Genomic DNA, 23,982 nt, shown 5'->3' with positions numbered 1-23,982 from the left:
GTCGGTCGCGGCCTCAGCGCTCGCCGGGCTGGGGCGTGTGCAGGTTCCTGAGCCAGCGCATCCGCTCGGCGTCGGGCGGTTTCGTCAGCAGGCTCACGACCACCGCCACCGCCAGCCCGAACGGCACCGCGAACACGGCCGCCGCGACCGGATGGATGTCGAACCAGCGGGTCGCGACCGAGGGCGGGCCCAGCCCGAACAGCGCGCGCCCCATCTCGAAGTTGACCGCCATGTAGTAGACGCACAGGCCCAGGCCGGCCAGCATGCCGGACGAGGCGCCGATGCCGTTGGCGCGCGGCCAGAAGATGCCCAGCGCCAGCGCCGGGAAGAAGGCCGCGGCCGCCAGCGAGAACGCCGCCGCGACCAGTGGCACCACCTGGGCGATGTGCAGCGACGCGACATAGGCCGCCAGCAGCGCGACCAGCAGCACCACCATCTTCGCCATCAGCACGCGGCGCGCCGGGCTGATCTGCGGGTTGACCGACTGGTAGTACACGTCGCGCGACAGCGAGTTGGAGATCGTGAGCAGCAGGCCATCGGCGGTGGACAGCGCCGCGGCCAGGCCGCCGGCCGCGACGAGGTAGGTCACGACGCTCGGCAGCCCGCCGATCTCCGGGGCGGCCAGCACGATCATGTCGCTGCTCAACTTGAGCTCGCCGAACTGCAGCAGTCCGTCGCCGTTGACGTCCTCCACGGACACCAGCGAGCCGCTCAACCGCGACCAGCGCAGCAGCCAGCCCGGCAGCTCGCTGAACCGAAGGCCCACCACGTGCGTCAGCACCTCGTGCTTCACGAACACCGCGAGCGCGGGTGCCATCAGGTAGAGCAGCAGGATGAAGAACAGCGCCCAGCCCACCGAGCGCCGCGCGGCGCGCACCGACGGCGTGGTGTAGCAGCGCATCAGCACGTGCGGCATCGCGGCGGTGCCGACCATCAGGCACAGCACCAGCGCGAGGAAGTTGCGCCGGGCCGAGCTCTCCGTCGCATCGGCGCTGCCGGGCGGCGCATCCGTGCCGTCGGCCACGGTGCGCACCGGCCCGGCATGCGGCGGCAGCCCGCCCAGCGGCCGGGCCCGGGCAGCGGCCTCGTCGCGTGCCTTCACATAGCTCTCGCGAGCGTCTTCCTCGTTGCGCGGCAGCGTGGCCTGCATCCGCCGCAGCTGCTGGATCTGGGCCAGCGGCGCGGCCTCGGCGCGCAACTGCGCGATCTGCGCCGACAGCTGGCGGTCGTCTTCTTCCATGCTGGCCCGCACATTGCCGAGCTTGGCGTCGGCCTGGGCGGCGCGCTGCGCATAGCGCGCCATCACCTCGCGCTCGCGCGGGTCGGCGACGAGCTGGCGCTCGCGCTCGCTCACCTGCTGCAACTGCGCCCCGTAGGCGAACGGCGCGACCGGGTTGCCGGTCTGCTTGACCGACAGCCACACCGTCGGCACCAGGTAGGCCACGATCAGCACGATGTACTGCGCGACCTGGGTCCAGGTGACCGCCCGCATGCCGCCGAGGAAGGAGCACACCAGCACGCCCCCGAGGCCGACGAACACGCCGATCTCGAAGCTGAAGCCGGCCAGGTGCGAGGTGACCAGGCCCACGCCGTAGATCTGCACCACCAGGTAGACGAAGGACACCAGCACCGCCGCTGCCGCGCCGACCAGGCGCGGCAGCGAGCCGCCGTAGCGGGCGCCGAGGAAATCGGGGATGGTGAACTGCCCGAAACGGCGCAGGTAGGGGGCCAGCAGCACCGCGACCAGGCAGTAGCCGCCGGTCCAGCCCAGGATGTAGGCGAGGCCGGCGAAGCCCTGCAGGTAGAGCACGCCGGCGGTTCCGATGAAGGAGGCGGCCGACATCCAGTCGGCCGCGGTGGCCATGCCGTTGTACATCGCCGGCACGCGCCGGCCGGCGACGAAGTACTCGGTCTCGTCGGTGGTGCGGCACAGCAGGCCGATGACGGCATAGACGCCGATCGTCGCGATCAGGAAGGTGGCGCCCACCCAGCCGTGCCGGCCGCCGCCGCGATCGACCATGCCGACCAGCGCGACGAAGGCCAGCACGCCCAGCGCGAACAGACCGTAGATGCGGTGCAGCCGGCGCTCGAAGCCGCGGGCCGGATCAGCCAAGCCCGCGCTCCCCGGGCGGCGCCGGCTCGTCGGCGTGGAAGCGCGCGTCCAGCCGTTCCATCGTCAGCGCATAGCCCACGACGATGGCCAGGTAGACCAGCAGCGCGCCCTGGGCCACGATCCAGTAGCCGAGCGGAAAGCCGGCCACGCTGTCCGGCAGGACCTGCGCCAGACCGGGGAAGAGCACGGTGACGCCGGCCCACAGCGCCACCAGCGCGGCCGTCAGGCGCAGCACGCGCCGCCAGTGGCGCGCCTGCCTCGGGCGCTCGGGGTCCGCCGGTCCCTCCATGCCCTGCTCCTGCGTTGCGGCGCGTCTGCAGCGCCGCTCAGGATGCGGCCGCAGCGGCGTTGCGTCGGGCCACCCAGTAGGTCGCGCCCTCGCTGCCATAGCGCTCGGCGTGCGGCACGTCGTGCGCCAGGTCGAAGCGGTCACCGGGGCGCAGGTGGCGGGTCTGCGTGTCCACCGTCAGCCACATCTCGCCCTGGACCACCAGGGCCTCGACCGAGAACGGGTGCGTATGCGTGTCCAGCGCGACGAGCGGCTGCCAGCTGCGCTCGATCACCTCGTCGTAGCCTCGCGCCAGCGCGGCGGCCTTGAATTCCGGGAACGTGACGGCGCTCATGGGTGACTCCGCTGTCGGTTGCTGTGGATGCGGATTCTGCCTGCGGCGAATCGGCGCTGTGCGGGCGACGGCGGCCCTTCAGACCTCGGCGAACCCCGCGCGCTGCGGGTACACGTTGCGGAACGGCCGGATGTCGACCCGCGCGTAGAGCCCTCCGACCGTGAAGGGCTCGTTCGCCAGCCAGTCCTCGACCGCGGCGCGGTCGGCGAACTCGGCGACGATCAGGCTGCCGGCCATCGCGCCGCCCTCGTCGAGCAGCGGACCGGCGATCGCCAGGCGGTCGGCGATCAGATCGAGGTGCGCCCGGTGCGCCGGGCGCAGCCGCTGGCGCAGCTCGAGGCTGGCGGGCTTGTCGATCATGTGCAGGGCGAAGAGCATGCGGACTCCGGAAGGTCTGGGTGAGGGAAGGCTCGATTCTGCGGCGTCGCGGCGCCACAATGCGCCGCAGGCTGCGGCCGGCGATCGGCCGCCGCGGCCTCCACTTGCGACAGGAGACCCCATGAGCACCGGCCCGCTGGATCGATTCGTCCAGGACCTGGACACCTGCTGGACCGAGACCGCCGGCGCGGAGGCCGCGCTGCTGCCACGCGTCGAGGCGCTGATGCGCACGCTGGTGGCGCACGACGACTGGCTCGACCCCGCGATGGCCCAGCCGCACCCACAGTACTACCAGCAGTACCTGCTGCATGCCGACCCGCAGGACCGCTACTCGGTGGTGAGTTTCGTCTGGGGCCCGGGCCAGCAGACACCGATCCACGACCACACGGTGTGGGGCGTGATCGGCATGCTGCGCGGCGCCGAGCGCGCCCAGGCCTACGTGCTGGCCGACGACGGCACGCCGCGCCCGAGCGGCCCCGAGGAGCACCTGCGGCCGGGCGACGTGGCCTGCGTGTCGCCGCGCATCGGCGACGTGCACCGCGTGCGCAACGGCCACGACGACCGGGTATCGATCAGCATCCACGCCTACGGCGGCAACATCGGGAAGATCCGCCGCCACGTGTTCCCGCCCGAGGGCGGCGCGGCCAAGGATTTCGTCTCCGGCTACTCCAGCCCGGTGCGCGGCTGAGTTGCGGGCCGCTGTCAGCGGCGGCCCGTACCGGCCTGGCCGCCGCAGTGGCGTATGAAGTCGGCCGTGGTGCGGCCGGGCCGCTTGTCGCGGCGCAGCACCATCGACAGGCGGCGCGTCGGCAGCGGCAGGCGCGTGTCCAGCGCCACCAGCTGCCCGTCGGCCAGCGACTGCGCGACCGCGTGGCGAGACAGGCAGCCGAGCCAGCCACCGGCCGCCACCACATGCTTGATGGCCTCGGTGCTGCCGAGTTCGATGCCCACCTTCACCTGCGGCAGGTACTGCACCAGCCAGGCATCGGCGACCTGGCGCGTCCCGGAGCCCTGTTCTCGCAGCACCCAGGTGGCCTGCGCGAGCTGGCGCTGCGTGGCCACCCGCCCCGCGAGCGGGTGATCGGGCGCGGCGACGATCACGAGCTCGTCGCTCAGCCACGGGTGCACGACCAGATCGGGGTGGGTCTGCGGCCCCTCGATGAAGCCGACGTCGGCGTCGAACGCCGCCACCGCTTCCACCACCTCGCGGGTGTTGCCGATGCGCAGCTGCACCGGACTGGCCGGGTGGGTGAGCATCCAGCGCGACACCCGCTCGGGCAGCAGGTACTCGCCGATCGTGAAGCTCGCGGCCACGCGCAGCGGCGCCTCATGCGCGCCGCTGAACAGCCCCTCCAGCTCGGCGGCATCGTCGAGCAGGCTCTGCGCCCGCGGCAGCAGCGCACGGCCGTTCTCGTTGAGCAGCACGCGGCGGCCCACGCGGTCGAACAGCTGCACGCCGACCACCGCCTCCAGCTCGGCCAGCGCGGTGCTGGCCGCCGACTGCGAGCGCGCCACGCGGTCGGCCGCGGCGCGCGTGCTGCCCTCGCGTGCGGTGGCCACGAACACCTCGAGCTGGCGCAGCCCCAGGCGCAGCCGCGCGGGCAGCAGCGGCGGCGAGCCGTCGACCGCCACGGCGGCGCGCGCCGGGCGCCTTTTCTTTTGATCTGATTTATCGATCATCGTGAGCAATATTCTCCGCTTTTTCCTTTGAGTTCACGTCACTACCATCGATCGCAGCCCTCAGCCAACCCGGGACCGGACGGTGTTCAAGTTCCTCTCCAGCGATCCGATCCACGACCCGCTCGCGCCGCCGCTGCCGGCCGCGCCCACCGAGGTCAAGTGCACCACCTGCTACATGTGCGCGTGCCGCTGCGGCATCCGCGTGCACCTGCGGCAGGGCGAGAACGGCCCGGAGGTGCGCTACATCGACGGCAACCCCGCACACCCGATCAACCAGGGCGTGATCTGCGCCAAGGGCTCGTCGGGGATCATGAAGCAGGTCTCGCCGGCACGGCTCACGCAGCCGCTGCTGCGCAAGAAAGGCAGCGAACGCGGCGCCGGCGAGTTCGAGCCCATCAGCTGGGACCTCGCGTTCGAGATGCTCACCGAGCGGCTGCAGAAGATCCGCTCCACCGACCCGAAGAAGTTCGCGCTGTTCACCGGCCGCGACCAGATGCAGGCGCTCACCGGCCTGTTCGCGCGTCAGTTCGGTACGCCCAACTACGCGGCACACGGTGGCTTCTGCTCGGTGAACATGGCCGCCGGCATGATCTACACGATCGGCGGCTCGTTCTGGGAGTTCGGCGGCCCCGACCTCGACCACGCCAGGCTGTTCGTGATGATCGGCACCGCCGAGGACCACCACAGCAACCCGATGAAGATCGCGCTGAGCAAGTTCAAGCGCGCGGGCGGTCGCTTCATCTCGATCAACCCGGTGCGCACCGGCTACTCGGCGATCGCCGACGAGTGGATCCCGATCAAGCCGGGCACCGACGGCGCCCTGTTCATGGCGCTGCTGCACGAGCTGATCGCGTCCGATCTGATCGACCGGCCCTTCCTGCAGCGCTACACCAACGCGCCGCAGCTGGTGGTGCTGGAGGACGGCGAGCGCGAGGGCCTGTTCGCCTTCGATCCGGCAGCGGGCCCGCCGGGCGACGGCCGCAACCCGCACAACAAGCTGGTGTGGGACCTCGCCAGCGGCAGCGTGAAGGCGGCCTACCCCGAGGGCATCGCCGAGGGCTGCGAGCCGGCGCTGGAAGGTCATTACCGGCTGGCCGACGGCACGCGCGTCGCGCCGTCGTTCGAGCTGCTGCGCGAGCGCGTGGCCACCTGCACGCCGGAGTGGGCGTCGCAGATCACCGGCATCCCGGCCGAGCGCATCCGCAAGCTGGCGCGCGAGCTGGGAGAGACAGCGCTGAAGCAGGCCTTCGAGCTGCCGATTCCCTGGACCGACGCCTGGGGCAAGCAGCACCCGACCACGAGCGCACGCCCGGTCGCCTTCCATGCGATGCGCGGCCTGGCAGCGCACTCCAACGGCTTCCAGACGGTGCGTGCGCTGGCGGTGCTGATGAGCGTGCTGGGAACGATCGACGCGCCCGGGGGTTTTCGCCACAAGGCGCCCTACCCGCGCCACATCGTTCCCAACTACCGCGCGTTCAACTCGCCGGAGATGATCAAGCCCAACACGCCGCTCAACGCGGCGCCGCTGGGTTTCCCGGCCAGCCCCGACGAGCTGGCGATCAACCCCGACGGCTCGCCGATCCGCATCGACCACGCGTTCTCGTGGGAGCACCCGCTCTCGGCGCACGGCCTGATGCACAACGTGATCACCAACGCCACCAAGGGCGATCCCTACCGCATCGACACGCTGCTGATCTTCATGGCCAACATGGCCTGGAACTCGACCATGAACACCATGGCCGTGCGCGAGATGCTCAATGCGAAGGCCGACGACGGCGAGTTCAAGATCCCGTTCCTCGTGGTGTGCGACGCCTTCCAGAGCGAGATGGTGGCGTTCGCCGACCTGGTGCTGCCCGACACCACCTACCTCGAGCGCCACGACGTGATGAGCATGCTCGACCGGCCGATCTCGGAGTTCGACGGCCCGGTCGACTCGGTGCGCGTGCCGGTGCTGCCGCCGACCGGCCAGTGCAAGCCGTTCCAGGAGGTGCTGATCGAACTGGCCTCGCGACTCAAGTTCCCGGCCTTCACCACCGCCGAGGGCGGGCGCAAGTTCACCGGCTACCCGGACTTCGTGGTGAAGTTCGAGCCGCAGCCCGGCATCGGCTTCCTGATGGGATGGCGCGGCGAGCACGGCGACAAGCACCTGCGCGGCGCACCCAATCCGAAGCAGTGGGAGATGTACGAGAAGAACAACTGCGTCTTCCAGTACCACCTGCCCAAGGACATGCAGTACATGCGCAACTGGAACCGCGGCTACCTCGACTTCGCGAAGGAGCACGGCTGGCGCCAGCGCAACGACCCGGTGCAGCTGGCGCTGTACTCCGACACGCTGCAGAGCTTCCGGCTCGCGGCGCAGGGCAAGACCCCGGGCCGCCAGCCGCCCGAGCACCTGCGCGAACGCATCGCGACCTATTTCGATCCGCTGCCGTTCTGGTATCCGCCGCTCGAGTACGCCGCCACCGACGAGGCCGCCTACCCGCTCAACGCGATCACGCAGCGGCCGATGGCGATGTACCACTCCTGGGATTCGCAGAACGCCTGGCTGCGCCAGATCCACAGCCACAACTACCTGCAGGTCAACCCGCTCACCGCGCAGGCCGCGGGCATCGCCGACGGCGGCTGGTGCTGGGTCGAGAGCCAGTGGGGCAAGCTGCGCTGCATGCTGCGCTACAGCGAGGCGGTGGAGCCCGGCACCGTGTGGACCTGGAACGCGATCGGCAAGGCCGACGGCGCCTGGCAGCTCGCGCCCGGCGCCGACGAGTCGCGCAAGGGCTTCCTGCTCAATCACCTGATCTCCGAGGAGTTGCCGCTGCGCGGCCCGGGCGGTGCCGCGGGAACGATCAGCAACTCCGATCCGATCACCGGGCAGGCCGGCTGGTACGACGTGCGGGTGCGCATCCGCCCGGCGGCGCCCGAGGAGCCCGCGGAGACCTTCCCGCAGGTGAAGGCGACGCCGGCACCCCCCGGGGTGCGCGGCACGACGTCGCGGGTGCTGACCTATTTCGCGGGGCGCAAGACATCATGATCCAGTGGCTGAAAGACCTGATGAAGTCCGAGCTCGTCGCCGAGGCCCCGGCCCGGCGGAGCGACACGCCCTCGGCGCGCCGCGGTGACGGCGACGAACCGCCGGAGACGCTGGCCAAGCAACTGGCGCTGGTGATCGATCTCAACGTCTGCGTCGGCTGCCACGCCTGCGTCACCGCCTGCAAGCAATGGAACACGTCCGGCTCGGCCGGTCCGCTGGCCGACGAGAATGCCTACGCGGCCAGCCCGACCGGCACCTTCTTCAACCGCGTGCAGACCTACGAGGCCGGCGTCTTCCCCGGCACCGACACCGTGCACTTCCCCAAGAGCTGCCTGCACTGCGAGGACCCGCCCTGCGTTCCGGTGTGTCCCACCGGCGCGAGCTACAAGCGCAAGGAAGACGGCATCGTGCTGGTCGACTACGACAAGTGCATCGGGTGCAAGTACTGCTCCTGGGCCTGCCCCTACGGCGCACGCGAGCTCGACGAGGAACGGCAGGTGATGACCAAGTGCACGCTGTGCGTGGACCGCATCTACGACGAGCGGTTGCCGAAGGCCGATCGCCGGCCGGCGTGCGTGATGGCCTGCCCGACCGGTGCGCGCCTGTTCGGTGACGTGAAGGACCCGGACTCCGATGTGTCCAGGGCGATCCGCGAACGCGGTGGCTACGCGCTGATGCCGGAGTGGGAAACGCAGCCGGCCAACCAGTACCTGCCGCGCCGCATCACCGAGGTGGCCGGGCAGCGGCCCGACGGCGCGCCCGGACCCGCCGGCACGGCGCATTGAGCGGGGGCGACGCATGCACCCCGCGTTCTCGATCGTCTTCTTCACCACGCTGGCCGGCGTCGCGCAGGGCCTGGTGGTGGCGCTCGCCTTGGCGGTGCTGCTCGGCCCGGCACCGTCCGTCGGCTTCCTGAGCGCGGCGCTGCTGCTGGCCGGCGTGCTGCTGCTGCTCGGCCTGGGCGCCTCCTTCCTGCACCTGGGCCGGCCCGAACGGGCCTGGCGCGCGGTGCTGATGTGGCGCACCTCGTGGATGTCGCGCGAGGTGATCGTGCTGCCTGCCTTCATCGGCATCGTGGCGGTGTGGTGGCTGGCGCTTCGATGGGGCGTTGTCACGCCGTGGGCGACGCTGCTGCCGGTGGCGGCGCTGGTCGGCGCGGCCGTGCTCTGGTACTGCACGGCGATGATCTACGCCTGCGTGCGCTTCATCCAGGAGTGGGCCCACCCGCTGACGCTGGTGAACTACACGCTGATCGGCCTGTCGTCGGGGCTGGTGCTGGCCTGCGCGCTGGCGGCCGGCTACGGCGAGGCCGCACTGCTGCGCGCCGTGGCGCCCTGGGCGCTGATCGCGACGCTGGCCGCCTGGTTCACGCGCACGCTGGCGTTGCGCCGCAATGCCGCGCTGAAGCCGAAGTCGACGCTGCAGTCGGCCACCGGCATCCGCGCGCCGCAACTGGTGCAGAAGTCGATGGGCATGTCGGCGGGCTCGTTCAACACCCGCGAGTTCTTCCATGGCATGGGGCTGGCCGCGATGCGGCAGACCAAGCTCGCCTTCCTGGTGCTCGGCTTCGCGCTGCCGTCGCTGCTGCTGGCCTGGGGCCTGCTCGGTGGCCCGGCCGCCGTGTGGTGGCTGGCGCTGCTGGTGCAGGCGCCGGGGCTGGTGGCCGAGCGCTGGTTCTTCTTCGCCCAGGCCCGCCACCCGCAGAACCTGTACTACCAGCAGGTGTCGTGAGCCGCGGCTACCCGGCGGCCAGCACTTCCAGGCGCTGCGACCATTCCTCGTAGGAGCCGAGCAGCGTCCACTGGAAGTCGCACATGAAGTCGTAGCCGAGCTTGAACAGCGGCAGGTTGTGCGTCAGCGCGTCGATCTGTTCGACCGACTCCACCTCCACGATCGCCACCACCTCGTAGCGCCCCGGCACCTTCCAGACCTTCTGGATCACACCGGCCGCGACGCCGGCCGCCACCGCCGCGGACTCCTGCTTCCAGGCGCCGAAGAACTCCTGGTTCGACATGCGGTCGGGCTTGCGTAGATGGGCGTGAAGCAGCACTTGCATGGGTCTCCTCCGGAACGATGAAGTGGCCACTTTAGGGGCGTCGCCGCCTGCCCGTGCCCGCGGATTACCCTGCCAGCGCGCCGTCGACAAGCCCCCCCGCACCCTGGCACCATCGCCGCGCGGACACACCGCGACCACCCCCGGAGGCGACGATGCTGAGTTCGGTGCAGAAGCAATGGTTCGGGCACGGCGTGCTGATGATCCTGGCCACACTGCTCGGCGGGATCGGCCTCTGGATGTTCCTCGTCGGCGGCTTCGAGCTGGTGCCGGGCCATATCGTCCACTTCCAGTTGCCGGGGTCGGCCGAGGGCTGGCGCCGGGCGCACGGCGGGCCGGCCCTGAACGGCCTGATGGTCATCGCGGTGGCGCTGGTGCTGCCGGCGCTGAACTTCCCCGAGCGCAAGGCGGTGTGGTTGGGCTGGCTGGTGGTCGCGGATGGCTGGGCCAATGTGGTGTTCTATTTCTTCAGCAACCTGTCGCCGAATCGCGGCCTGAGCTTCGGCCCCAATGTCTTCGGCGAGGGCAATGTCTACAGCGTCATCGCGCTGGCGCCCGCCTACCTGTTCGGCGCGATCGCCGTGGTGGTGCTGGCGATCATCGGCTGGGAGGGCGTGCGGTCCGGACGTTCCGCTGCGTGAGAGAGAGGTCGCGTGATGCCAACTTTCGGAATCCAAATGCACCCAATCCGTACCACATTTGGATTTCATCCGCGATTGACGCAACGGCTCTCACAAAAGCACAAACGAACTCCTCGCGTCAGATAGGTGATCAGCAAAAATTCCAGGCCGATCAATACCCCGATTCAAACAACTAGTCGATCGCGCTCAATTATTAGCTTGTCAATCGCTCCTCGAGCCTCGGCGCAGCCCTGCTGCGCCTCCAATCTTGCGCGGCCGGGGTACATGTTCTCATCACCTCGAGCTCTGCTAGCCATGAATTCGCCAGCGATAACCTGATACCACCTGACCATCGACAAGCAGTTCTGGCGCACTAACAGTGCAGCCCTGAATGCATCAATAGAACCAAGCGCACCAATTGACTGACTATTCAAGTCTTTCAGTAGCTCATCCAACACCGGCGGTTGGCCGGTTTCTCCAAAGCGTTCACGTGCTGCACTGGGATCCTCAAGATAGGTAGCCCCGCAAGCAACTTCGTAGATCAAAACTTCCGCCAAGGCAATCGTTGGTGCGAACGCAGCATCCACGATCCTTTTCCGTTCGTCGAAATCACGCACTCGAAGTTGATGGTCCTGCCAAAACGCAAGACCAATCACAATGAATAGACTGATTGCTGCCGCCCCCGCCTGAACCCACGCCGAGTCTGGAAAATTCTTCGTGCGCTCAAAGTACACGACAAAAAAAATGACCACGACAACGGACATACACATCATCGCGAAGATGAGTGGATGCCAGAAAAATGTCGCCTTTGAGCCATTCGTTCGCATCGTGACTCGATACTTCCCTAGCCCGCTGAGGACTAGGGAAGCGCTGATCAACCCGCTTCGTGACCGCGACTCGGCCGACAGCGGGCGTTGATGGCGACTCGTGAACTCAGAAGTGGCACCGATGAGCCCCTTCTGCGGCACTTCGAGGCCGCTCTCAGGCCCCCGTTCATGCAGCAGACGCACTGAGGCCTTGGGCCAGCAATCGGCGCCGGGCGATGTACAAGTTGGCCAGCGCAGCGTGCGCCTTCGCGCGAGCTTCGTTCTTGGAGATCCCGCGGTAGCTGACCTTGCGGTAGCCGAACAGGTTCTTGATGACGTGGAACGGGTGTTCGACGATGGCCCGCACCTGAGCCTTGCGCCGTTCGAACCACTCGTGCATCGCCTTGGCCGGCCCTTCGGGCATGGCCTTGAGTTGGCCGCGCTTCATGGCGATACGCCAATCCATGTCCTGGCGCAGCCTGCCCTCTTCCTGCGCCGTCGTGATCTCGTCTCGCCTCTGGATGCCGGTGTAGCCGCTGTCGCCGTGAACTTGGCTCTCCTGGCCATGCAGCAGTTCGTGCGCGTGCGCCACGTCAGCCTCGTTGGCCGCGGTGCAGACCACGCTGTGGATCAGACCCGACTCGGCATCCACGCCCGAGTGCATCTTCATCCCGAAGTGCCACTGGTTCCCCTTCTTGGTCTGGTGCATCTCGGGGTCGCGCTTGCCGTCCTCGTTCTTCGTCGAACTTGGCGCGGCAATGATGGTGGCGTCCACCACCGTGCCCTGGCGCATCAGCAGCCCACGCTCGGTGAGGTGCGCGTTGACCTCGGCCAGGATGGCCGACGTCAAGTCGTGCTGCTCGAGCAGGCGGCGGAACTTCAGCAGCGTTGTGGCGTCGGGTACGTTCTCCCGCCCAAGGTCGATGCCGATGAACTCGCGCATGGCCTGGCTGTCGTACAGCGCGTCTTCCAGTGCCTCGTCGGCCAGCGTGTACCACTGCTGCAGGAAGTACATGCGCAGCATCCGCGGCACGCCAATCGGCGGTCGGCCCACCTTGCCGCTCTTCGGGTAGTGCGGCTCGATCAGCGCCTCAAGCCGCGCCCACGGAACCACCACGTTCATCTCGGCCAGGAAGCGCTCCCGGCGCGTCTGGCGCTTCTTGCCGGCGTACTCGGCAGTGGCAAAACTCGTCTGCTTCATGGCAGCATCATCGCCGCTGAATTCGCCGCACGCCATCGTGGCCTGCACGGATAAATCAGTGCTTCCCTAGTGCTCAACCCGAGATCGCACAAACACAATTTGCCGCTTGTGCGCGAACATCGATTCAAATGGTGCCGGCTTTCGGAATCGAACCGAAGACCTTCCGCTTACAAGGCGGGTGCTCTACCAACTGAGCTAAGCCGGCGTGCCGTGGGGATTGTAGGAGGGGTGCCCGGGCGGCGCGCACTGCGCCGCCGTCGGCGGCCGGCGCTACGTTTACTTGACGCGCTTGAGCGAGGGACGGCCGCTACCGGGCGGCTCGGGCGGCGTGGGCTCGTCTTCGTCGGCCGCGCGTGCGCCCTCGTCCCCGGGCGACGGATCGGCGGCCGGCGTCTCGGCCAGCCGGAGGCCGCGGGGCGCGGCCGCGGCCTCCGCAGCACTGCTGTTGCCCTCGGCGGGCGGGGGCTCTGCGCCAACCGGCGGCGCGGGAAAGGCCATGCCCTGCCCGTTCTCGCGCGCGTAGATGGCGATCACGTGGTCGATCGGCACGACGATCTCGCGGGCGGTGCCGCCGAAGCGCGCCTTGAAGCTGATGAAGTCGTTGCCGAGCTGCAGGCTGCTGGTGGCCTCGAAGCTGGCGTTCAGCACGATCTCGTTGTTCTTGACGTACTCGGCCGGTACCTGCACCGAGCCGTCCACGTACACCGCGAGATAGGGCGTGAAGCCGTTGTCGGTGCACCAGTCGTGCAGCGCGCGGATCAGGTAGGGGCGCGTCGAGGCGCCCTGCGTGTCCGGCGTGACGGGGATCGTCATCGTGGCGCTCCTGCCTGCCGCGCGACCTACTTGCGCATCACCTTCTCGGACGGCGTCAGCGCCTCGATGTAGGCCGGGCGCGAGAAGATGCGCTCGGCGTACTTCAGCAGCGGCAGCGCGTTCTTCGACAGGTCGATCGCGTAGTAGTCCAGGCGCCACAGCAGCGGCGCGATCGCGACGTCGAGCATCGAGAAGTCGTCGCCGAGCATGTACTTGTTCTTCAGGAAGATCGGCGCGAGCTGCGTGAGGCGATCGCGGATCTGGCTGCGCGCCTTCTCGAGCTGCTTGTCGGTGGCCTTCACGCCGCTGCGGCCTTCGAGCAGGTTCACGTGCGCGAACAGTTCCTTCTCGAAATTGAACAGGAACAGCCGCACGCGCGCACGCGCCACCGGGTCGCCCGGCATCAGCTGCGGGTGCGGGAAGCGCTCGTCGATGTACTCGTTGATGATGTGCGACTCGTACAGGATGAGGTCGCGTTCGACGAGGATGGGCACCTCGTTGTACGGGTTCATCAGCGCGATGTCTTCGGGTTTCGCGAACAGGTCGACATCGCGGATCTCGAAATCCATGCCCTTCTCGAACAGCACGAAACGGCAGCGGTGCGAGTAGGGGTCGGTCGTTCCGGAGTAAAGCACCATCATGGCGGCGGGCTCCTAGGTTCTTCGGGGGCCATCAGAAAAAACGCAAGCGGAGCGGATGCATGCATCCCGCTCCGCTCACGCCGTCTCAGACCGGTGGGCGCCTGCTGCGCCCCGGCCTGCGGGTCACTTACTTCACATCTTTCCAGTAGGCCGCATTCAGCCGCCAGGCGATGATGGTGAACACGCCGAGGAACAGCAGCACCCACACGCCGAGTCGCTTGCGCTGGTTCTGCGCCGGCTCACCCATCCATTGCAGGTAGGCCACCAGGTCGCCGACGGCGTCGTCGTAGGCCAGCGGGCTCAGCGTGCCCGGGGTCAGCTGCTCGTAGCCGGCGAAGCGGTGCAGCTTCTTGCTGGCGTCGTGCGGATCGGCTTCCTCGACGAACTTCGCGGTCCGCTGTCCCTGCAGTTCCCACAGCACGTGCGGCATGCCGACGCTCGGGAAGACCATGTTGTTCCAGCCGGTGGCCTTGGTGTCGTCGCGGTAGTAGCTGCGCAGGTAGGTGTACAGGTAGTCGGCACCCGATCCACCCGCACCGGCCCGCGACCGCGCGATCACGGTCAGATCGGGCGGCACGCCGCCGAACCATTCCTTGGCGTGCTTGGGATCGAGTGCGACCTTCATCGTCTCGCCGACCTTGTCGGTCGCGAACAGCAGGTTGCCCTTGATCTGCGCTTCGCTCAGGCCGATCTCCTGCAGCCGGTTGTAGCGCATGTAGGCGGCCGAGTGGCAGTTGAGGCAGTAGTTGACGAACAGCTTGGCGCCATGCTGCAGCGACGCCACGTCGGTCATCTTGTTCTGGGGGAACTTGTCCCAGGCGATGCCGCCTTCGGACGCGCGGGCCGTGCCGGCAAAGGCACATGCGGCCAGCAGCAGGGCGATCAGCTTCTTCATGTTCTCGGGCTCCTGCAGGCTCAGTGGGCGGCGAAGGTCACGCGATCGGGCACCGGCTTGAACGTGCCGAGTTGGCTCCACCACGGCATCAGCAGGAAGAAGCCGAAGTAGAACAGCGTGCCGATCTGCGAAACCAGCGTGCCGATGTCGGTCGGCGCCTGGATGCCCAGGTAGCCGAGGACGAAGAAGAACAGCACGAACAGGCCGTAGACGTACTTGTGCCAGTCCGGGCGGTAGCGGATCGACTTGACCGGGCTGTGGTCCAGCCAGGGCAGGAAGAACAGGATCACGACCGCACCGCCCATCACGACCACGCCCCAGAACTTGGCGTCGAAGGTCTTCAGCAGCGCGATCGCGACGAGCCCGCCGACCAGCACGGCGATCTTCGCGCCGCCGCCGAACTTGCCCTTGAGCACCGCCAGCACCGCGCCGGCGGCGATCAGCACCGCGAGCACGTTGACCATGAAGTCGGTGGTCGCGCGCAGCATCGAGTAGTAGGGCGTGAAGTACCACACCGGGGCGATGTGCGCCGGGGTCTTCAGGGGGTCGGCCGGGATGAAGTTGTTGTACTCGAGGAAGTAGCCGCCGAACTCGGGCGCGAAGAAGATGATCGCGCTGAAGATCATCAGGAACACGCTGACGCCCAGGATGTCGTGCACCGTGTAGTACGGATGGAAGGGGATGCCGTCCATCGGCGTGCCGTTCGGCCACTTCTTCTGCTTGATCTCCACGCCGTCGGGGTTGTTCGAGCCGACCTCGTGCAGCGCGATGATGTGCGCGGCCACCAGGCCCAGCAGCACCAGCGGCACCGCGATGACGTGGAAGCTGAAGAAGCGATTCAGCGTGGCGTCGCTCACCACGTAGTCGCCGCGGATCAGCAGCGCCAGGTCCGGGCCGACGAAGGGCACGGCGGCGAACAGGTTGACGATCACCTGGGCGCCCCAGTACGACATCTGGCCCCAGGGCAGCAGGTAGCCCATGAAGGCCTCGGCCATCAGGCACAGGAAGATCGCGCAGCCGAAGATCCACACCAGCTCGCGCGGCTTGCGGTAGCTGCCGTACATGAGGCCGCGGAACATGTGCAGGTAGACCACGACGAAGAAGGCCGAGGCACCGGTGGAGTGCATGTAGCGCACCAGCCAGCCCCAGGGCACGTCGCGCATGATGTACTCGACCGACGCGAAGGCCAGGCTGGCGTCGGGCTTGTAGTTCATCACCAGGAAGATGCCGGTGACGATCTGGATCACCAGCACCAGCATCGCCAGCGAACCGAAGAAGTACCAGAAGTTGAAGTTCTTCGGCGCGTAGTACTCGGAAAGATGCTCTTTGTAGAGCTTGGTCGCCGGGAAGCGGTTGTCGACCCAGGTCATCAGCTTCTGCGCCACGGGCGCGTCGGCAGGGGCGGTCTTGAATTCGGCCATGGTGTCCTCGTGCTGCTCAGGCCTTGGCCTCGCCGATCAGCAGCTTGCTGTCGGTCAGGAAGGTGTAGGGGGGCACCTCGAGGTTGTCCGGCGCCGGCTTGTTCTTGAACACCCGCCCGGCCATGTCGAAGGTCGAGCCGTGACAGGGGCAGAGGAAACCACCCTGCCAGTCGTCCGGCAGCGAGGGTTGCGGACCGGCCACCAGGCGATCCGACGGCGAACAGCCCAGATGCGAGCAGATGCCGACGACGACCAGGATCTCCGGCTTGATCGAGCGCCACTCGTTGCGGGTGGTCTCCATCGGCGTGACCTCGGCCGGCTTGCGCTCGGACTTCGGGTCGGCCACCAGCGCGTCTGTCTTCTTCAGCGACTCCAGCTGTTCCGGCGTGCGGCGCAGGATCCAGACCGGCTTGCCGCGCCACTCGACCGTCATCTTCTCGCCCGGCTTGAGCGCGCTGATGTCGGCCTCCACCGCCGCGCCGGCGGCGCGGGCGCGCTCCGACGGCTGGAAGGTGGAGACGAAGGGCACCGCGGTCGCGATGCCGCCGACGGCGCCGGCGCAGGACGAGGCGATCAGCCAGGTCCGCTTGCTGTGATCGACTTGCTGCTCACTCATGGAATTCCTTGGGCTAGCGCTTTGATTCTTGAACAACCATCGATTCTAATCGACAGACCGCACCGTTCCGAGGCCGGATCGGCATCGAAGATTCCAGCAAGCCGTGCGCCAGCTCGGCTTGACTTGCCGCAAACCTCGGGAATACTCGCTCACGACAGGCGCCGGACACCCCGGTCGACCATCATTACTACCTTCAGGAGGCTGTGCATGTCGTTCTTCAGCGAGTTCAAGGAGTTTGCCGTCAAGGGCAATGTGATCGACCTGGCCGTTGGCGTGATCATCGGCGGCGCCTTCGGCAAGATCGTCGACTCGATCGTCGGCGACCTGATCATGCCGATCGTCAGCAAGCTGTTCGGCGGCCTCGACTTCTCGAATTACTACGTCGGACTGGCGGGGCAGGCCGCCGGACTGCCGCTCGCGGAGGCCAAGAAGGCCGGCGCGGTCTTCGCCTATGGCAACTTCATCACGGTGGCGCTGAACTTCGCGATCCTCGCCTTCATCATTTTCCTGATGATCAAGCAGATCAACCGACTGAAGAAGGACGAACCGGCCGCCCCGCCTGCGCCCCCCGCCGAGGACATCGTGCTGTTGCGCGAGATCCGCGATGCCCTGAAGAAGTGACCCGCCTGCGGGCGCGCTGCCGGGGCACCGGCCCGCCCGCCTCCTTGCCGACCCTGTGAACGCCGCCCCCAACGTCCAGGCCGCATTGAACGCGGCATGCCTGCGCATCCAGGCCACCGTCACGGCCGCCGCCGAACGACTGGTGGAGACGCTCGCGTCGCAGTCGGCCTCGTTCGCGAGCATCACGACCCGCCAGCTGATGGCGAGCACGCAGTTCGACCTGCGCCGCAAGCTGCCCGACTTCACCCTGGTCTTCAGCGCCGGCCTACGTGACCGCGTGCTCGAGGCCGCCGAGCCGCGCAGCTCGACCCGCTCGCTGGCCACCACCTCGTGGGAGTCGCTGAGCCTGGTCGGCGACGACGAGGTGGACGAGCGCGTCTCGGCCGAGCGCCTGAGCATGCAGATCGTGCACGAGTGCGAATGGGAGATGCGCGAGCTCGACGGCTACATGGCCGCCCTGCTGCGCCACGGCGAACCCGACCCCGATCGCAACCCGCTGCGCCCCGAGATCATCGGCCGTGCGCTGCGCCGCGCGATCCACGCCGTGAACGACGATCCGGCCTCGCACCGGCTGCTCGCCACCGAGTTCGGCCGCTCGCTGGCCACGGCGATGCGGGCCTGCTACGCCGGCATCATCGCCGACCTGCAGGCGCGCGGCGTCAGCCCGATCGGCCTGACCGTGAAGACGGTGCAGGGCCCCGGCAACGACCTGCCGCGCGAGGTGCTGCGCGAGAACTCCGGCTACCAGACCTCGGGCTTCCATGGCTCGGCCTTCCAGGCCTCGGCGCGCGACCTGGTCCAGGCCGAGCAGATGCTGCAGACGCTGTTCGGCATCGCGCTGCCCCAGGCGCTGCAGGCGGCCTCGGGGGCCGGCGCGCTGGGCCTGCCGTCCGGACCGGGCGCGCCGTCCGGATTCGGCAGCAGCCGGTCGGGGAGCAGCACCGGCAGCCGCGGCTACGGCGGCACCGGGAGCGGCTACGGAAGCCCCGGCGGCGGATCGGGCATGCCGAGCGGCGGCTCCGGCGGCGGATCGGGCTCGGGGGCCGGCGGCCGCGCCACCGGCCCGGGCGCATCGTCCGAGCGTTCGTCGGGCACGGCCTACAACAACGATGCGCAGATGCTCGACATCCTGCGCCGCCTGGTGGTCGTGAACGCCACGGCCGGCGAGACGGCCGGCCTCGGCGCCGACCCACGGGGGGGCACCCTCCCCGCCGGCAGTTCGCGCCCCGGCCCCTTGTCCGGCGTCTCGGGGCCCTCCGGCATCACGCCGCTGGCCGGCCTGATGGCGGTGAACGTGATCCGCCAGCACCGCGACGAGCTGATGCGGGCCTCGTCCGGCACGCTCGACCACATGGTGATCGACGTGGTCGGCGCACTGTTCGACCAGGTGCTGTCGGACAGCAAGGTGCCGCCGCAGATGGCGCGCCAGATCGCTCGGCTGCAGCTGCCGGTACTGCGCGCGGCGCTGAAGGACGTGGGCTTCTTCAGCTCGCGGCGCCACCCGGTGCGGCGTTTCGTGAACCGCATCGCCTCGCTGGCGGCGGCCTACGAGGACCTCGACCAGGGCCCCGGCAAGGACTTCATCGAGCGCGTGCGCGCGCTGGTGCAGGAGATCGTCGAGGGCGACTTCGACCAGATGGACCTGTACGAGTCCAAGCTGCAGGCGATCGAGGCGCTGGTGCAGGAGCAGAGCGCGCGCGATGTCGGCACGCATGCGACGGCCGCCACGCTGCTCGACAACAAGGAAACGCAGCTGCGCATCCAGCAGCGCTACATGCGCGAGCTCAAGTCGCACCTGGAGCCGGTTGCCCTGCCCGGCTTCGTGCGCGACTTCCTAGCGCAGGTGTGGAGCCAGGTGCAGGTGCAGGCGGCCGGCCCGTTCGGTTCGCCAGAGCTGGCGCAGCGCGCCAACCGCGCAGCGCGCGAGCTGGCGCTCAGCGTGCAGCCCAAGGGCGAGCCGCAGCTGCGCAAGCATTTCCTGATGGCACTGCCGCAGCTGATGAAGGACCTCAACGAGGGCCTGGAGCTGATCCGCTGGCCGGAGCCCGCCAAGAAGGACTTCTTCGGCAAGCTGCTGCCCGAGCACGCCGCGTCGCTGAAGACCGCGCCGCCGACAGACTTCGAGCAGCGCCAGCTCAAGCACTACCTCGACCAGGTCGAGAAGGTCTCGATCCCCACCGCCGACGAGCTCGCGCCGAGCGCGCATGCCGAACTGCCGCCGCCGCAGGAACATGCCGCGCCGCTGACCTTCTCGGCCGAGGAGGCCGAGAAGATCGGCCTGGTCGACGAGAACGCAGTCGACTGGGACGGCCAGGTGGACATCGACCTCGGCGAGGGCGGTCCGTCCGCCGAGGCGGAGGCCGGCGAGGTCGATGTGGTGCTGGAGGCCCTGGCGCCCGAGCCCGCCGAGCCGACGCACGGCCCGCAGCTGATCCACCACCTGCAGACCGGCATCGCCTACCGCATGCACGTGGAGGGCCGCTGGCAGCGCGTGCGCCTGAACTGGATCAGCCCGGGCCGGGCCTTCTTCGTGTTCACCCACGGCAAGGCCCACCAGAAGACGATCTCGATGACCTCGCGCATGCTCACCCGCATGTGCGACACCGAGCGCTTCCGCGCCTTCGAACAGGCCGAGCTGATCGAGCGCGCGACGGCGCGTGCCCGCAAGCAGCTGGCGCAGCTGGGCGGTGCGGCCCCGCGCAGCACGGCGACCAGCAGCCGTCTCTGAGGCGCCCGGCGGTCAGCCAGCCGCGAGGCGGCGCGCCATCTGGCCGGCGGCGATCAGGCTGGACGGGTCGGCGCGGCCACTGCCGACCCGATCGAACGCGGTGCCGTGATCGGGGCTGGTGCGCACGAAGGGCAGTCCCAGCGTCACGTTGACGCCGCGCTCGACCCCGAGGTACTTCACCGGGATCAGCCCTTGGTCGTGGTACATCGCCACCACGATGTCGAACTCGCCCGGGTGGTCGACCGTGTGGCGGGCGCGCATGAACACGGTGTCGGGTGCGAACGGCCCGCGCGCGTCGATGCCCTCGCGGCACGCCGCCTCGATGGCCGGCGCGATGACGCGCAGTTCCTCGTCGCCGAACAGGCCACCCTCGCCCGCGTGCGGGTTGAGTCCGGCCACGGCGATGCGCGGCGCGGCCTGGCCCCAGCGCCGCGCTGCGGCGTGCGCGATGCGCAGCGTCTCGAGCACCGACGCCGTGCTCACGGCGTCGATCGCCCGGCGCAGCGAGACGTGGATGCTGACCAGCACGGTCTTGAGTTCGTCGTTCGCGAGCATCATGCGCACCGGCCCGGCGCCGGCCTCGGCCTGCAGCAGCTCGGTGTGCCCCGGGTAGGGCTCGCCGGCGGCGGCCAGCGCCTCCTTGTGGATCGGCGCGGTGACGATCGCCGCCACCTCGCCGGCCTGCGCCAGCGCCACGGCGTGCCGGATGCAGACCGCGGCGGCCGCACCCGCCGCAGCGTCGACGCGGCCGAAGGGTCGCGCCGCCAGGCCGGCCGGCAGCCCCGGCGGCACCAGCACCGGCAGGCAGCGCGGCGGCACGCCGGCCACGTCGGCCGGACGCTCGATCCGGGCCACCGGCAGCAGGGCGTGGTCCGACGCCGAGACCAGGGCCGCGGCGCGCCGCAGCACCTCGACATCGCCAACCGCGAAGCCACCCGGCAGCGCATCGCGCAGGAAGGCCGACGCGATGATCTCCGGGCCGATGCCGCAGGCATCGCCCATCGTGATCGCCAGCGGCAGCTGCATGCGGGACGGGCTCACGCCGGGTTGTCGATGTCGATGAACTCGTGCTCGAGGTCGAACAGCTGCGCCACGTGGGCACCGAGCGCGGGGGCACCGAAGCGCTCGGTCGCATGGTGGCCGCAGGCATAGAACGCCACACCGGTCTCGCGCGCGATGTGGGCCTGCGGCTCGGAGATCTCGCCGGTCAGGTAGGCATCGGCACCGGCCGCGATCGCCGCCTCGAAATGGCCCTGAGCACCGCCGGTGCACCAGGCCACGCGGCGGATCGGCCGGCCATCGCCCTCGACCACGGTCGGCGCGCGCCCGAGCCGGAACTGGACCAGCGCCGACAGCGCCGCGCCGGTCAGCGGCTGGGGCGGCCGGCCGACGAAGCCGAGCTGCTGCTCGCCGAAGCGGCCTTCGCTGACGAACTTGAGCTTGGCCCCGAGCTGGGCGTTGTTGCCGTGCTCCGGATGGGCGTCGAGCGGCAGGTGGTAGGCGAACAGGTTGATGTCCGGGCCCAGCAAGGCTGCCACCCGCTTCTTCAGCCAGCCGTTGAGCCGGCCGTCCTGACCGCGCCAGAACAGCCCGTGGTGCACCAGCACCGCATCGGCCCCGGCCGCGGCCGCTGCCTCGATGAAGGCCAGGCTGGCGGTGACGCCGGAGACGATCTTGCGGATCTCCGGCTTGCCCTCGACCTGCAAACCGTTCGGCCCATAATCCTTGAACCGCTCGAGTTCGAGCAGCGTGGACAGGTAGTTTTCCAGCTCTTCACGGCTCGTCAATTCTTCTCTCCCATGCGCAAGACCTGGTTGATTTTCTCCCAAGCCGTGACGGTCGCCCTGGCGATGTGGTTCGTCGTGGCCACGCTCAAGCCCGAATGGGTGCAGAACAGGCCGCTGTCGACTGCGGTGGGGTCGTCGTCCAACCCGGCCCCTCAGATCACGCTGGCACCCGCCGCAGCCGGCGGCAGCAGCTACGCCGCCGCGGCCAAGCGCGCGGCGCCGGCGGTGGTGAGCGTCATCACGAGCAAGACACCGACCGCGCGCGATCCGCGCGCCGCCGATCCCTGGTTCCGCTATTTCTTCGGTGATCCCGACTCGCAGGCGCAGAGCGGCGTGGGCTCGGGCGTCATCGTTTCGCCCGAAGGCTATGTGCTGACCAACAACCACGTGGTCGAGCGCATGGACGACATCGAGGTCGTGCTGTCCGACGGGCGGCGCACCAAGGCCGAGGTGATCGGCACCGACCCCGAGGCCGACCTCGCGGTGCTGCGCATCAAGCTCGACAAGCTGCCGTCGGTGAGCTTCGGGGACTCCGACGCACTGCAGGTCGGCGACGTGGTGCTGGCGATCGGCAACCCCTTCGGCGTCGGCCAGACGGTCACCTCCGGCATCGTGTCGGCGCTCGGCCGCAACCAGCTCGGCATCAACACCTTCGAGAACTTCATCCAGACCGACGCGGCCATCAACCCCGGCAATTCCGGCGGGGCGCTGATCGACGCCGCCGGCAACCTGATGGGGATCAACACAGCGATCTACTCGCGCTCGGGCGGCAGCCTCGGCATCGGCTTCGCGATCCCGGTGTCCACGGCCCGCCAGGTGATGGAGGGCCTGATCCGGGACGGCCAGGTCACGCGCGGCTGGATCGGCGTGGAGCCACGCGACCTCACGCCCGAGATCGCCGAGACCTTCAACCTCAAGGTGTCGCAGGGCGTGCTGATCACCGGCGTGCTGCAGGGCGGCCCGGCCAGCGACGGCGGCCTGCGGCCCGGCGACGTGGTGGTGAAGGTGGCCGACTCGCCGGTCGGCAACACCTCGCAGCTGCTCAACGTCGTGGCCTCCCTCAAGCCGCGCTCGAAGGCCCGGCTCGTGGTGCAACGGGGCGACAGCGAAGTGACGCTCGACGTCATCGTCGCGCAGCGGCCGAAGGCACCGCGGCAGCAGCGCGAACCCTAGACGGCGCCGTCCTCGGCCGCCGCATCGGGCGCCTGGGTGTGCTTGATGAACACCTTGGCGGCCCAGATCCCGATCTCGTAGAGGATGCACATCGGGATCGCGAGCGCGAGCTGCGAGATCACGTCGGGCGGCGTGACGATCGCCGCGATGATGAAGGCGACGACGATGAAGTAGGCGCGGAAGCCCTTCAGCTTCTCGATCGACACGATGCCCATGCGCGCCAGCACCACCACCACCACCGGCACCTCGAACGCCGCGCCGAAGGCGATGAACATGCTCAGCACGAAGCCGAGATAGGCCTCGATGTCCGGCGCCGCGGTGATGCTCTTCGGCGCAAAGCTCTGGATGAACTTGAACACCTGCCCGAACACGAAGAAGTAGCAGAACGCCACGCCCAGCAGGAACAGCAGCGTGCTCGACACCACCAGCGGCATCACCAGCTTCTTCTCGTGCGTGTAGAGACCGGGCGCGACGAAGGCCCACACCTGGTACAGCACCACCGGCAGCGCGAGCATGAAGGCCGCCATCAGCGTGATCTTCAGCGGCACCAGGAACGGCGAGATCACGTTGGTCGCGATCAGCGTCGTGCCGGCCGGCAGGTGCGCCACCAGCGGCGCGGCCAGCAGGTCGTAGAGCGCCGACGGGCCGGGCCAGAGCGCCAGAGCACCGAAGCAGACAACGATCGCCAGCACCGCGCGGATCAGCCGGTCGCGCAGTTCGATCAGGTGCGCGACGAAAGGCTGCTCGCTGCCTTCGAGCTCGTCGCGGGAGTCGGGGGCGCCCAC

24 protein-coding genes and 1 tRNA gene are annotated in these 23,982 nt (G+C 68.8%); 8 read left to right on the top strand and 17 right to left on the bottom strand.

Going from position 1 to position 23,982, the window contains the following annotated elements:
• Positions 1–13: 13 nt before the first annotated feature.
• From MPE_RS04320 to MPE_RS04305, 4 genes are all read right to left on the bottom strand, one after another.
• Positions 14–2,113: a sodium:solute symporter family protein gene (locus MPE_RS04320; protein WP_011828466.1), complete on the bottom strand. Its 2,100-nt coding sequence runs from the start codon at positions 2,111–2,113 to the stop codon at positions 14–16.
• A complete protein-coding gene (locus tag MPE_RS04315) occupies positions 2,106–2,402 on the bottom strand; it encodes a DUF4212 domain-containing protein (RefSeq protein ID WP_011828465.1) in 297 nt (98 codons plus the stop codon). Before MPE_RS04315 ends, MPE_RS04320 begins: the two co-directional genes overlap by 8 nt.
• Before the next feature lie 37 nt (positions 2,403–2,439).
• Positions 2,440–2,736, bottom strand: coding sequence for a cupin domain-containing protein (locus MPE_RS04310; RefSeq protein ID WP_011828464.1), 297 nt, complete (start codon positions 2,734–2,736; stop codon positions 2,440–2,442).
• Between the two features lie 78 nt (positions 2,737–2,814).
• A complete protein-coding gene (locus tag MPE_RS04305; RefSeq protein ID WP_011828463.1) occupies positions 2,815–3,114 on the bottom strand; it encodes a YciI family protein in 300 nt (99 codons plus the stop codon).
• Positions 3,115–3,235: 121 nt separating this feature from the next.
• Between MPE_RS04305 and MPE_RS04300 the strand changes: the two genes are divergently transcribed.
• Positions 3,236–3,802 carry a cysteine dioxygenase family protein gene (locus MPE_RS04300; RefSeq protein WP_011828462.1) on the top strand — a complete coding sequence of 189 codons (567 nt, stop codon included), beginning with the start codon at positions 3,236–3,238 and terminating at the stop codon, positions 3,800–3,802.
• A 14-nt stretch (positions 3,803–3,816) separates the two neighbouring features.
• Here the strand turns inward: MPE_RS04300 and MPE_RS04295 are convergent, their stop codons facing one another.
• The gene (locus MPE_RS04295; RefSeq protein ID WP_011828461.1) at positions 3,817–4,794 is read right to left on the bottom strand and encodes a LysR family transcriptional regulator; all 978 of its coding nucleotides are present in this window, start codon (positions 4,792–4,794) and stop codon (positions 3,817–3,819) included.
• Positions 4,795–4,876: 82 nt separating this feature from the next.
• Here MPE_RS04295 and MPE_RS04290 point away from each other — a divergent pair, with 82 nt between their 5' ends.
• The 3 genes from MPE_RS04290 to MPE_RS04280 are packed head-to-tail and all read left to right on the top strand — an operon-like array spanning position 4,877 to position 9,553.
• Positions 4,877–7,822, top strand: a complete 2,946-nt coding sequence (locus MPE_RS04290; protein WP_011828460.1) for a molybdopterin oxidoreductase family protein — start codon at positions 4,877–4,879, stop codon at positions 7,820–7,822.
• Positions 7,819–8,607: a 4Fe-4S dicluster domain-containing protein gene (locus MPE_RS04285; protein ID WP_011828459.1), complete on the top strand. Its 789-nt coding sequence runs from the start codon at positions 7,819–7,821 to the stop codon at positions 8,605–8,607. Before MPE_RS04290 ends, MPE_RS04285 begins: the two co-directional genes overlap by 4 nt.
• A gap of 13 nt (positions 8,608–8,620) precedes the next feature.
• Positions 8,621–9,553 carry a dimethyl sulfoxide reductase anchor subunit family protein gene (locus MPE_RS04280; protein ID WP_011828458.1) on the top strand — a complete coding sequence of 311 codons (933 nt, stop codon included), beginning with the start codon at positions 8,621–8,623 and terminating at the stop codon, positions 9,551–9,553.
• A 7-nt stretch (positions 9,554–9,560) separates the two neighbouring features.
• Here MPE_RS04280 and MPE_RS04275 read toward each other — a convergent pair whose 3' ends face one another.
• Positions 9,561–9,878 carry a muconolactone Delta-isomerase gene (locus MPE_RS04275; RefSeq protein ID WP_011828457.1) on the bottom strand — a complete coding sequence of 106 codons (318 nt, stop codon included), beginning with the start codon at positions 9,876–9,878 and terminating at the stop codon, positions 9,561–9,563.
• A 152-nt stretch (positions 9,879–10,030) separates the two neighbouring features.
• On the opposite strand from MPE_RS04275, the gene styC reads away from it, so the two are divergent.
• A complete protein-coding gene (gene styC / locus MPE_RS04270) occupies positions 10,031–10,516 on the top strand; it encodes a styrene-oxide isomerase StyC (RefSeq protein ID WP_011828456.1) in 486 nt (161 codons plus the stop codon).
• Positions 10,517–10,680: 164 nt separating this feature from the next.
• Here the strand turns inward: styC and MPE_RS23880 are convergent, their stop codons facing one another.
• The 8 genes from MPE_RS23880 to petA all read right to left on the bottom strand — a co-directional run bounded on the left by MPE_RS23880 (position 10,681) and on the right by petA (position 16,888).
• On the bottom strand, positions 10,681–11,322 hold the full coding sequence (locus MPE_RS23880) for a hypothetical protein (protein ID WP_148210887.1): 642 nt from the start codon (positions 11,320–11,322) through the stop codon (positions 10,681–10,683).
• A 166-nt stretch (positions 11,323–11,488) separates the two neighbouring features.
• Positions 11,489–12,502, bottom strand: coding sequence for an IS5 family transposase (locus MPE_RS04265; RefSeq protein ID WP_011830032.1), 1,014 nt, complete (start codon positions 12,500–12,502; stop codon positions 11,489–11,491).
• A 129-nt stretch (positions 12,503–12,631) separates the two neighbouring features.
• A tRNA-Thr gene (locus tag MPE_RS04260) sits at positions 12,632–12,707 on the bottom strand.
• 71 nt (positions 12,708–12,778) lie between these two features.
• Positions 12,779–13,315 carry a ClpXP protease specificity-enhancing factor gene (locus tag MPE_RS04255; RefSeq protein ID WP_011828453.1) on the bottom strand — a complete coding sequence of 179 codons (537 nt, stop codon included), beginning with the start codon at positions 13,313–13,315 and terminating at the stop codon, positions 12,779–12,781.
• 26 nt (positions 13,316–13,341) lie between these two features.
• Positions 13,342–13,956, bottom strand: coding sequence for a glutathione S-transferase N-terminal domain-containing protein (locus MPE_RS04250; RefSeq protein WP_011828452.1), 615 nt, complete (start codon positions 13,954–13,956; stop codon positions 13,342–13,344).
• 127 nt (positions 13,957–14,083) lie between these two features.
• Positions 14,084–14,851 (bottom strand): cytochrome c1, encoded by a 768-nt coding sequence (locus MPE_RS04245; protein WP_011828451.1) that lies wholly within the window; start codon positions 14,849–14,851, stop codon positions 14,084–14,086.
• 20 nt (positions 14,852–14,871) lie between these two features.
• A complete protein-coding gene (locus MPE_RS04240) occupies positions 14,872–16,272 on the bottom strand; it encodes a cytochrome b (RefSeq protein WP_011828450.1) in 1,401 nt (466 codons plus the stop codon).
• Between the two features lie 16 nt (positions 16,273–16,288).
• The gene (gene petA, locus MPE_RS04235; RefSeq protein WP_011828449.1) at positions 16,289–16,888 is read right to left on the bottom strand and encodes a ubiquinol-cytochrome c reductase iron-sulfur subunit; all 600 of its coding nucleotides are present in this window, start codon (positions 16,886–16,888) and stop codon (positions 16,289–16,291) included.
• 207 nt (positions 16,889–17,095) lie between these two features.
• On the opposite strand from petA, the gene mscL reads away from it, so the two are divergent.
• Positions 17,096–17,509: a large conductance mechanosensitive channel protein MscL gene (gene mscL / locus MPE_RS04230; protein ID WP_011828448.1), complete on the top strand. Its 414-nt coding sequence runs from the start codon at positions 17,096–17,098 to the stop codon at positions 17,507–17,509.
• Positions 17,510–17,564: 55 nt separating this feature from the next.
• Complete coding sequence (locus MPE_RS04225; protein ID WP_011828447.1) at positions 17,565–20,237, top strand: DUF1631 family protein; 2,673 nt, start codon at positions 17,565–17,567, stop codon at positions 20,235–20,237.
• A 12-nt stretch (positions 20,238–20,249) separates the two neighbouring features.
• Here MPE_RS04225 and pdxA read toward each other — a convergent pair whose 3' ends face one another.
• Positions 20,250–21,263, bottom strand: coding sequence for a 4-hydroxythreonine-4-phosphate dehydrogenase PdxA (pdxA, locus tag MPE_RS04220; protein ID WP_011828446.1), 1,014 nt, complete (start codon positions 21,261–21,263; stop codon positions 20,250–20,252).
• 11 nt (positions 21,264–21,274) lie between these two features.
• Positions 21,275–22,024 carry a Nif3-like dinuclear metal center hexameric protein gene (locus MPE_RS04215; protein ID WP_011828445.1) on the bottom strand — a complete coding sequence of 250 codons (750 nt, stop codon included), beginning with the start codon at positions 22,022–22,024 and terminating at the stop codon, positions 21,275–21,277.
• Positions 22,025–22,036: 12 nt separating this feature from the next.
• On the opposite strand from MPE_RS04215, the gene MPE_RS04210 reads away from it, so the two are divergent.
• Positions 22,037–23,197, top strand: coding sequence for a S1C family serine protease (locus MPE_RS04210; protein WP_011828444.1), 1,161 nt, complete (start codon positions 22,037–22,039; stop codon positions 23,195–23,197).
• On the opposite strand, the gene tatC is transcribed toward MPE_RS04210, so the two are convergent.
• A complete protein-coding gene (gene tatC / locus MPE_RS04205; RefSeq protein ID WP_011828443.1) occupies positions 23,194–23,982 on the bottom strand; it encodes a twin-arginine translocase subunit TatC in 789 nt (262 codons plus the stop codon). The genes MPE_RS04210 and tatC overlap by 4 nt on opposite strands.

Origin of the sequence: Methylibium petroleiphilum PM1 (genome assembly GCF_000015725.1) — a bacterium.
In the GTDB taxonomy this organism is placed as follows: domain Bacteria; phylum Pseudomonadota; class Gammaproteobacteria; order Burkholderiales; family Burkholderiaceae_C; genus Methylibium; species Methylibium petroleiphilum.
Note: the sequence above shows the minus strand (reverse complement) of the source record. Positions and strands in the feature narration are given on the sequence as shown.